Origin of the sequence: Dysgonomonas termitidis (assembly GCF_042654545.1) — a bacterium.
GTDB classification, from domain to species: domain Bacteria; phylum Bacteroidota; class Bacteroidia; order Bacteroidales; family Dysgonomonadaceae; genus Dysgonomonas; species Dysgonomonas termitidis.
The window spans coordinates 1-9,286 of the sequence record NZ_JBHSGN010000031.1 but is presented as its reverse complement, the minus strand read 5'-3'; the positions used below and the strand labels follow the sequence as shown (position 1 = coordinate 9,286).

At 40.0% G+C, this 9,286-nt stretch carries 5 protein-coding genes and 1 tRNA gene; 4 read left to right on the top strand and 2 right to left on the bottom strand.

All coding sequences use genetic code 11. From position 1 onward, the window contains the following. The first annotated feature begins 327 nt into the window (after positions 1–327). The 4 genes from ACFO6W_RS03960 (at position 328) to ACFO6W_RS03945 (ending at position 8,169) form a co-directional block, all read left to right on the top strand. Positions 328–1,794, top strand: a complete 1,467-nt coding sequence (locus ACFO6W_RS03960; protein ID WP_379994055.1) for a hypothetical protein — start codon at positions 328–330, stop codon at positions 1,792–1,794. Positions 1,795–1,830: 36 nt separating this feature from the next. Next, a complete protein-coding gene (locus ACFO6W_RS03955; RefSeq protein WP_379994054.1) occupies positions 1,831–4,869 on the top strand; it encodes a SusC/RagA family TonB-linked outer membrane protein in 3,039 nt (1,012 codons plus the stop codon). Positions 4,870–4,882: 13 nt separating this feature from the next. Next, entirely contained in the window at positions 4,883–6,460 is a 1,578-nt protein-coding gene (locus ACFO6W_RS03950; RefSeq protein ID WP_379994053.1) for a RagB/SusD family nutrient uptake outer membrane protein, read from the top strand. Between the two features lie 95 nt (positions 6,461–6,555). Next, positions 6,556–8,169, top strand: a complete 1,614-nt coding sequence (locus ACFO6W_RS03945; protein WP_379994052.1) for a glycoside hydrolase — start codon at positions 6,556–6,558, stop codon at positions 8,167–8,169. 111 nt (positions 8,170–8,280) lie between these two features. Here the strand turns inward: ACFO6W_RS03945 and ACFO6W_RS03940 are convergent, their stop codons facing one another. Further along, entirely contained in the window at positions 8,281–8,586 is a 306-nt protein-coding gene (locus ACFO6W_RS03940) for a hypothetical protein (protein ID WP_379994051.1), read from the bottom strand. Between the two features lie 328 nt (positions 8,587–8,914). Next, a tRNA-Met gene (locus tag ACFO6W_RS03935) sits at positions 8,915–8,981 on the bottom strand. Between the last annotated feature and the right edge of the window lie 305 nt (positions 8,982–9,286).

Genomic DNA, 9,286 nt, shown 5'->3' with positions numbered 1-9,286 from the left:
TTCATTTGGGGATATACTTTTGATAAAATTTACAATCTATAAATAGCAACTTAAATTAATTAGGAACAAAAATGATCTCATAGGGTCTATCAGACTATTGACTATTGATATTCAAATGTAATAATAATCTGATAATATAGATACCCTAATCAGGCATTGACCGATTTAGCATTCATTAATGATTAGTTTGCGTTCACGTCCGTAGTCGATCAATATATACATTTGCTGCAGAAATATAGTGCTGGTACAATTGGAAAGTTCACAGCTGCGGTTTTAATTGTATCATTCAATATAAATTAAAAAAATCATAAACTAAAATCTGATTTCATGAAAACAAAAAAGTGTATTAGCTTGCTGTTGATCCTTCTATTTCTATTGAATGGATGTAGCGATGATGATGGCTATTCCGATGTAGACGGGTTACCTCCTACAATTGTTATGGGCTCTTCGAATATAAAGACAGAACCCGGCAGAGAAATTACAATCAAAGCAAAAGTAGAAGATAAAGACGGGCTTCGCTCCATCAATCTGAAAAATGCGGCATTCAATCTGGATAAAACTATAGATCTTACATCAGACAGTATTGTATATTCTTTCGACCTGAACTATAAATACAAGATAGTGAAGGGGCTGGAAGGAGACAATTTTCAATTAGATGTTACCGCTACCGACCGCGGCGGACGTACCACTACAGAAACTGTACTGGTTACCATGGACGGGGATTTTACAAATCCTGTATTTACCGTATCTCCGGATGCAGCCATAACTGTTCTGTTGAAAACAGAAACACGATTGAACGTTAAATTTACAGCAGAAGATGATAAGGCATTGGATCTGGTAACAATAAACATACCTGAAATCAATTATTCGAGAGAAATCACAACCTTCACAAATTCAGGCAAGACTCTTGAATTTAATGACCCTATAACATTACCTTCGGCAGTAGCCACATATAACCTGACATTAAAAGCTGTTGACAAAGCAGGGCTGGAAACTAGCAAGACCAGTGTGATCACTGTATCGGAAATGCCGGACTTCCCTAAAATGTACCTTGCGGATGTAGCGACTGTAGCCGAGTTGAACAGTGATGTATTTGGCGTGCCTATGCGTATAGAGCGTACTGCCGCTTTTGAATATAAAGCTAATTATTATTGCCAGAAAGCAGGTACTGAGATTTTCTTCTTACCTCAAAAAAGCGATTTCACTCCGATTTGTTTCGGTATCGATCCTGCCGATAACACAAAATTGACTGATGATCCCGATATTGCAGAACCTATCGTGTTAACTCAGGCGAATGTATATTATGAAATTACATTTAATGTAAAAACCGTTATTTACAAAGTCAAGACCTATGCGATTGCTGATGCGGTTGATCCTGTCCCTCATAAATTCGGTTCTATCAGTCTGGATACTTGGGGTGATGGCGGAAGCTGGCTTCAGGAGTTCTATTTTGGTTATATGACTTCCAATCCGAGAGAAGTAAGCCGGTTTACACAGGATGCGACCAATCCGCACCTCTATTACCTGGCTAATCCATTGTCTTTGGAAGCAGGACAGAAAATGAATTTTGTTTTCCACAACTGGCACTCTGATGGATGGTGGAACTATTGCTCATGGCGAGTAGATAATTCGGACGAACCGGAAATATTCAATTATTATGGCGACTATAAGAACCCTGCATGGACCAAGCCTAACGGTGCTGATAACTGGGCGAAACCGACAGTAAAACAGACAGGTTCTTATAAATTATATTTTGACGCTCATTTGGGAAGAGCTAAACTTGTCCGCGAGTAAATATAAACAGAAGTAAAAAAACATAAATAAATACTTATGAAAAAATATCTGATAATTCTATTATTAACCTTGCCTCTGTGTCTTATGGCACAGACCAGAGTTACACTTACCGGAAAAGTTTCGGCTGCCGGCAATGAGCCTCTTATTGGCGTCACTGTAATGGAAAAAGGCACGACCAATGGAACAATGACAGACATAGATGGTAATTATACTTTGTTGAATGTTCCGGAAAACGCTACGATTGTATACTCCATGATCGGCCTTATAACCAAGGAAGTGAAGATGGACAAAGGCGGGGTTATAAATGTTGTGATGGAAGATAATACAAAGATGCTTGACGATGTGGTGGTTATCGGTTATGGCGTGGTGAAGAAAAGCGACCTAACCAGCTCAATAACTACCGTAAAAGGAGAAGCATTAAAGAACATGACATCAGGAAATGCCTTATATTCCATGCAGGGTAAAGCCAACGGTGTGCAGATCACCGGTTCGGGTGGCCCGGGAGACAACCCGCGCGTGATAATCCGCGGTGTGACCACAATAAACGGTTCCGATCCGCTGTATGTAGTAGACAATGTACCTTTGGGGCAAGGAGCGAATATAAATTTCCTGAACCAAAATGATATAGAAAGTATAGAAGTATTGAAAGACGCCTCAGCCGCAGCAATCTACGGTACCAGAGGTTCTAATGGGGTAATTTTGATTACTACAAAAAAAGGATCGGAAGGAAAAACTAAATTCCAGGCCAGCGCATCTTTAGGAATGCAAACCCTGAACAAACCCGATATGGCTAATGCCGCTACTTATGAGAAAGTATTTAAAGAACGTTTCGAAAACGACAAAGCTAAAGGCGGAAGTAATGCACCCTGGGATGTTGCCGGTATCGGTTCATTCTCTGATACGGATTGGTGGGATCAGGTAGTTAACGATGTGGCATATACCCAATCATATAACTTTAGCTTTCAGGGAGGAACAGATAAATTTGTTTACAGTGGTAGTTTGGGATATTTCCGCCAGAATTCTCAGTTCGACGTTGGTTACTGGGAACGTATTACAGGTAGATTCAACACAGAATACAAATTCAACAGTGTTGTAAAGGCTGGAATAGATTTTGCCCCACGTTACGAGAACTGGACAGATACGCCTAACCTGTTCGATGCCGTTATGCGCATGGACCCGACAACACCTGTATATAGAGCCAGAGAAAACTGGGGTATAAATGAGTACAGCAATTATGCCCGTTCTTACCACAATCAGGTTTGGAATCCGGCAGGAAGCGTTGCCCGTCAGAACAAGCACAGCAATGAATACGGGCTGATGATGAATCCGTATCTGAGTATTGAGCCGATAAAAGGATTGATTGCCCGCACTCAATTCAGTGTAAATGCGCGCTTCAGAATGACCGATAATTATACTCCTCAGTTCCATATTCATGATCTTGAACAAAGTCAACAGAGCAAAATCGAACGGAATTCAAATCATTGGGTAGATTGGACGTGGACCAATACATTGAATTACATGCGTACATTCAATGAAAAACATAATCTAACCCTGATGGGTGGCTTCACTATGGAGAAGTCTGCAGAATATTGGTTGACCGGCTCTAGAGAAGCAGTACCAAACAATCATCCGAATCTTCAGTATGTAAAGGCAGGAACATTAAACCCTCAGGCAGACGGAACTGATGTATACAAATCCTATATATCTTATTTAGGACGTGTAATGTATAACTATGATAGCCGCTATTATCTTACTGCTTCGGTTCGTACCGACGGATCTTCCAGATTCCCAAAAGGAAATAAATATGCCACATTCCCTGCTGCTTCTGTGGCATGGAGAGTATCGGAAGAAGGATTCATGAAAAACCAGAATGTACTATCAAATCTGAAAGTCCGTGCAGGATGGGGACGTGTAGGAAATGATATTATAGACCTAAATGCTTACCTGAACCTGATCGATAAAGCTGATTATGTTTTCGGCTCCGACCGCTATATAGGAACCTCTGTCAGCTCTGTAGGCAATACGATGTTGAAATGGGAGATTGTAGAAGACTATAATCTGGGAATAGACGCAGGCTTTTTAGATAACCGTCTGGATATTACAGCTGATATTTTTCTGAAAAAATCGAAGGATATGTTGATCCAGAAACAAAATCTGATGGTAACAGGTTATCCGATGTGGAATGCCGAAATGTGGTCTAATATTGGTAGTATGGAAGCCAAAGGTTGGGAATTATCGGTGAATTGGAAAGACCAGATGAGAGACTTTAATTATGAAGTTGGAGTAAACCTTTCCGGTGTAAAAAATATCGCTAAAGGTTTCGGTCTTACTACAGAATACTTAAGGGGAGGGTTCTTTAATGAATACATTATAAAGAACGAAGTCGGAGGAGAGATCAGCCGCTTCTACGGCTATGTCGCAGATGGCATTTTCCAGAATTGGACAGAGATTAACAGTCATACCAGCAACACAGGAGAATTGCTTCAGCCGGATGCTGTTCCGGGAGATATCCGTTTCAAAGATTTGAATAATGATGGTGTATTCAACGAAAAAGATAAAACATATATAGGCAGCGCTTTCCCTGATCTGATGGTTGGTTTGAACATCCGTTTGGGATATAAAAACTTTGATCTGGTATCTAACTTCTACGGTACTATCGGAAACGATATATACAACAGTGCCAAGGGTGGTTTTTATGCGGGAACCGAAGGACAGAATGTATTTGCAGACGCATACGATAAAGCATGGAGAGGTGAAGGTACAAGCAACTATTACCCTCGTCTTTCATACACTGACGCTAACCTGAATTACCGCAGGGTTTCTTCATTCTTCGTTGAAGATGGATCATACTTCCGTTGCAAATTACTGCAGATAGGTTATACCCTGCCAACAAAAATGACCAAAGGATTAGGTATACGCCTTTCAGCATCAGCTCAAAACCTGTTTACTATTACCAGCTACTCAGGAATGGATCCGGAGCGCGCAGCTTTGGGTAGTGCATTGGAAGCCGGTATTGACAATCTGGGTTATCCTAACCCTCGCACATTCCTGTTCGGTCTTAATATTAACTTTTAATCAGTAGCAAACAATGAAAAATATATTAAAAATATTTATTGGCGGGGCTCTAATGCTTTCATTGGGAAGTTGTTCCGATTTTCTCGACAGACCTGTATTAGGACAGGAAAATCTCGATACATACTTCCAAACGGAAGAAGAGTGCCTGAAGGAGGTAGCCGGATGTTACCAAGCCATATTCTTCGACGACTGGTGGCAGGTTCAGGCTCCTTATGTAGGATTCGATATGTGTACAGACGACCTTTGGTTGGGTAATACAACCCAGTCGCAGAGTGACTGGCTTAGAATGGGTCATTACGGAAACCCTAAATTTGACGGGCCTATATCAAATTTCTGGCAATACCGTTATAAAGGTATATTGAGATGTAATATCGTTATAAACAGGGTTGCAGATTCTCCTATTAAAAATGAGACTCTCCGCAAAAGAATGATAGCTGAAGCTAAATTTCTCCGTGCGTTCTACTATTTCGATTTGGTGAAGAATTATGGAGGAGTACCTATAGTGTTGGATATGCTAATGCCCGAACAAGTACACGGTATTCAACGCAAAAGTATCGATGAAACTTATACTCAGATAGAGCAGGATCTGAAAGATGCGATAGCCGGATTGCCTCAAAAAAGCGAGTATAGCTCATCAGACCTTGGCAGGGCTACAAAAGGCGCAGCGATGGGATATCTGGGTAAAGCTTACTTATACCAAGGCAAATATAGCGAAGCCGAAAGCATATTAGGAGACTTGATAGATACTCAGGAATATGATTTGTGTACCAACTTTAAGGATGTATGGTCTATAGATCATAACAATAGCGTGGAATCACTTTTCGAAGTCCAATTCAATTCCGATATCAGCTACAACTTAGGAGGTAGGCTGCCTGTGTTTACCGGTTCTCGTGACGATTCGGGATGGTCTTGGGGATTACCGACCAGTAATCTGGAAAAAGCATTTTTGGACGCAGGAGATACAGAGCGCCTTCGCTGGACTATTGTAAAGAATGGAGACGATGTACCGGGAGACGATTCCGATGAAGCTAAAGATTATTTGATAACTCCATCTAAACATAAATCGGCACGTATAAACAGAAAGTATTATATTCCTCACGCTCAGCGAACTACCCCATATGACGCTAATCATAACAATTTAAATCACAGATTGCTTCGTTTTGCAGATGTTTTATTAATGTATGCTGAAGCAGCAAATGAAGAAGGACATGATGAAAACGCCCGTAAAGCACTGAAAAGAGTACGCGACCGTGTAGAATTACCGGAAGTAACATCATCGGGTACTGCCCTTAGAGATGCGATAAGACTGGAGAGACGTCTGGAATTAGCTCTTGAAAATCATCGTTTGTATGATCTTCGCCGCTGGACGGACGACAACGGTAAAAAGGCCATCTGCAATGTATTTGGTCAGAACGGGACTTTTGTAAGATATAATCTATATGAATCTACGGATGAGTATGAGTTGACAAATCAGACGGAGAATAGTAATAAAGGAATAACATTCCAGGAAAACAGGGATTTATTATTTCCTATTCCTAATACTGAAGTTCTTTTGTCGGAAGGAAGTATTGCGCAAAACCCTAATTTCTGATTTATATATCAGACAAAAATAGTGTGCTCTTGATTCTTTATAATTTCAAATAAAGAGCACACTATTATATCTTTAATTTATTAATTAATGACATCATGAAGATTATAAAGCTGTTTTTATTTATGTGTCTGTTTCTATCATGCATTTCATGTAATGATGATCCAACCCCAACCATTGCGCCGGACACCGGAGCAGGTGAAGAAACGGAAGAAGGCAATGAAAATGTTACCATATCGCTCAGTACGACATATCAGACTATCGAAAGTTTTGCGGCTTCCGATTGCTGGGCACCTAACTATATAGGTACCTATTGGACGGAGACAGAGAAAGAGGATATTGCAAAATTATTATTCTCGAATAATATAACAGGAGGTAAGCCGGATGGCATCGGATTGTCCGGGTGGCGTTTCAATCTGGGAGGAGGTACTGCGCAACAGGGTGCAGCCAGTGGTATAGAAGATGCCACCAGACGGGCCGAATCGTTTATGAACCCGACAGATGGAACATTAGACTGGACAAAGCAAGCCGGGCAACAATACTTCCTCGAAAAAGCAAAGAGCTATGGTTGCGAACAGTTTGTAATGTTCAGTAATACTCCTCCGGTATATCTTACGCGCAATGGAAAAGGTTATTCGGCGTCCGGAGCATATTCCAATCTGAAAGACGACGCTTATGACGATTTTGCCAATTACATTGTTTCTGCAATAGATTATTTCAAGACGAATAAGGGGATTGACTTTGATTATATAAGCCCGGCAAACGAACCCCAATACAACTGGGAAAGCGGACAAGAAGGTTCAGGCTGGCAAAACAGTGAGATTAAGAAACTTTCTGTAGAACTCGATAAGGCCATAGAGGATAAAGGGCTTAATACAAAGATATTATTGGCAGAAGCCGCCGCCTGGAATTATTTATATGAAACCGATGGTGATAACGGAAGAAAGAATGTGATATATAATTTGTTCGACAATGCATCTTCCAGTTATGTAGGAGACCTGAAACATGTAGCACCGATTGTTGCCGGTCATAGTTATTGGACTGATGGAAATTGGGAAAACCTGGTAGACGTAAGAACTACCGTTGGAACAAAAGCCGGTGCGGCCGGTCTGAAAGTTTACCAGACTGAATGGAGCATGCTTGGCGATGGATACAGCAGCAGTGAGTTTGTTGGTTTCGACAATGCTTCATATATGGATATAGCTTTATATATGTCGAAAGTTATACACTGCGACCTTGTATATGCCAATGTTTCCTCATGGTCTTACTGGACAAGTATCGACCAGGAGCGCTGGAATCATAAGAATAGATTTTTACTGATAAAGGTGACCCCTGCCGGAGGCGACTATGGTGATATTACCCAAAGCGGGACTCATGCCGCAACCAAAACATTATGGGTGCTTGGTAACTATAGCTTGTTTATACGTCCAGACTATAAACGCGTAGCACTTGAGATGAAGAATACATCAAAAGAATTATTCGGGAGTGCGTATATTTCGCCGGATGGTAAAAAAGTGGTGGCAGTATATACCAATTTGTCAGCAAGCCGGTATGATGTGAGGGCTAATCTGGCAAATGCAGATATAGAGTCGATAAAAACATATACTACCAGTCAGACTCAGGATCTGGAAGAAGAAAGTATTAAAGATACAGGTAATTCTATTTTTGTAACACCTAATTCTGTTCTAACAGTGGTTTACAACTTAAAGTAAATAGTAAATAATATAATAAATCTGACTTCATTGGGAAGATGAAATTCTAATATAGAATTATTCCGAATGAAGTCAGTTTTTTTTGATACAGACTCTCCCGCTTCGACAGGGTTATATACTAAAAACGAATTTTCGGATAAAATCATCCCCTTCCCATTCTTCCTTACATTTTACATGTATACCTAATATTTGCAGCAGGCGTTTTAGTTCATTGCCCATAGAATCTATGTAAACCAAGCTTATCTTCTTTATTTTTAACAGCTTAGAAAAGCTACCGGTGTCGCTACTCCTTAGCTTTATACTCTCATAACCGGATACTTTATCGTTTTCCAGTCTGAATACATTTACTTGCATATTTTCTTTTATTTCCTTGCCGGGTGTGCCTCTGTCTGTTATTATTGCAATGGTCTTAATCATATCCTGTGTAAAATATTAAATCGCGCTTGTTATTAAAGACGCTTTGATGGCAGATAATATTTTAAAACTGCAGTTTTTTTAATAATCTTTTCTTATAGCACACTCTATTTCTAAATGAATCTAATAAAAGCATAACGATTATTATTGTTTTTTGTGCAATGAAGGGATTTAGAAAGACGCTTAGGCGGGAGATAATGAATTGGGTATATGCAGCCGGAAAAGGGTTTACAGTCTGGTTTACATTACCTCTTCAAAACCTAGTAAACTTCTCAAAATTCAGGCAATAAAAAAAGACCTACATTTTACTGTAAGTCTTTCATTTTCTGTGTGGTCCCACCTGGGCTTGAACCAGGGACCCCCTGATTATGAGTCAGATCTTCACCATTTCATTCTATTTCAGAAATATTCATTAATTATTGATATTCAGATATTTGTGATTATTAAAAATGTTAATAAACATTAACAGTGGTGCAAATTATCATTATATTTTGTACACTTGTGGTGCAAATTTTGGTGCAAATTAATTTGCACCACGAGCTATAAAAAACTTCAATTGACAATGCCATGAGTACCTTTTATTCCAAACAACCGACAGCAACATTATTCTTTGACACTCGCAGAATTTTAAAGGACGGACGGTGTTGGAAAATCCAGTGAGCGTTGCCCCCTCGTGCCAGTCTAAATTGACCCCATGTACCAA

Bases quoted from the DNA above. Each gene is read 5' to 3' on its own strand.
- ACFO6W_RS03945 (WP_379994052.1), top strand. From the start codon at position 6,556: ATGAAGATTATAAAGCTGTTTTTATTTATGTGTCTGTTTCTATCATGC.
- ACFO6W_RS03940 (WP_379994051.1), bottom strand. From the start codon at position 8,586: ATGATTAAGACCATTGCAATAATAACAGACAGAGGCACACCCGGCAAG.
- ACFO6W_RS03955 (WP_379994054.1), top strand. From the start codon at position 1,831: ATGAAAAAATATCTGATAATTCTATTATTAACCTTGCCTCTGTGTCTT.
- ACFO6W_RS03960 (WP_379994055.1), top strand. From the start codon at position 328: ATGAAAACAAAAAAGTGTATTAGCTTGCTGTTGATCCTTCTATTTCTA.
- ACFO6W_RS03950 (WP_379994053.1), top strand. From the start codon at position 4,883: ATGAAAAATATATTAAAAATATTTATTGGCGGGGCTCTAATGCTTTCA.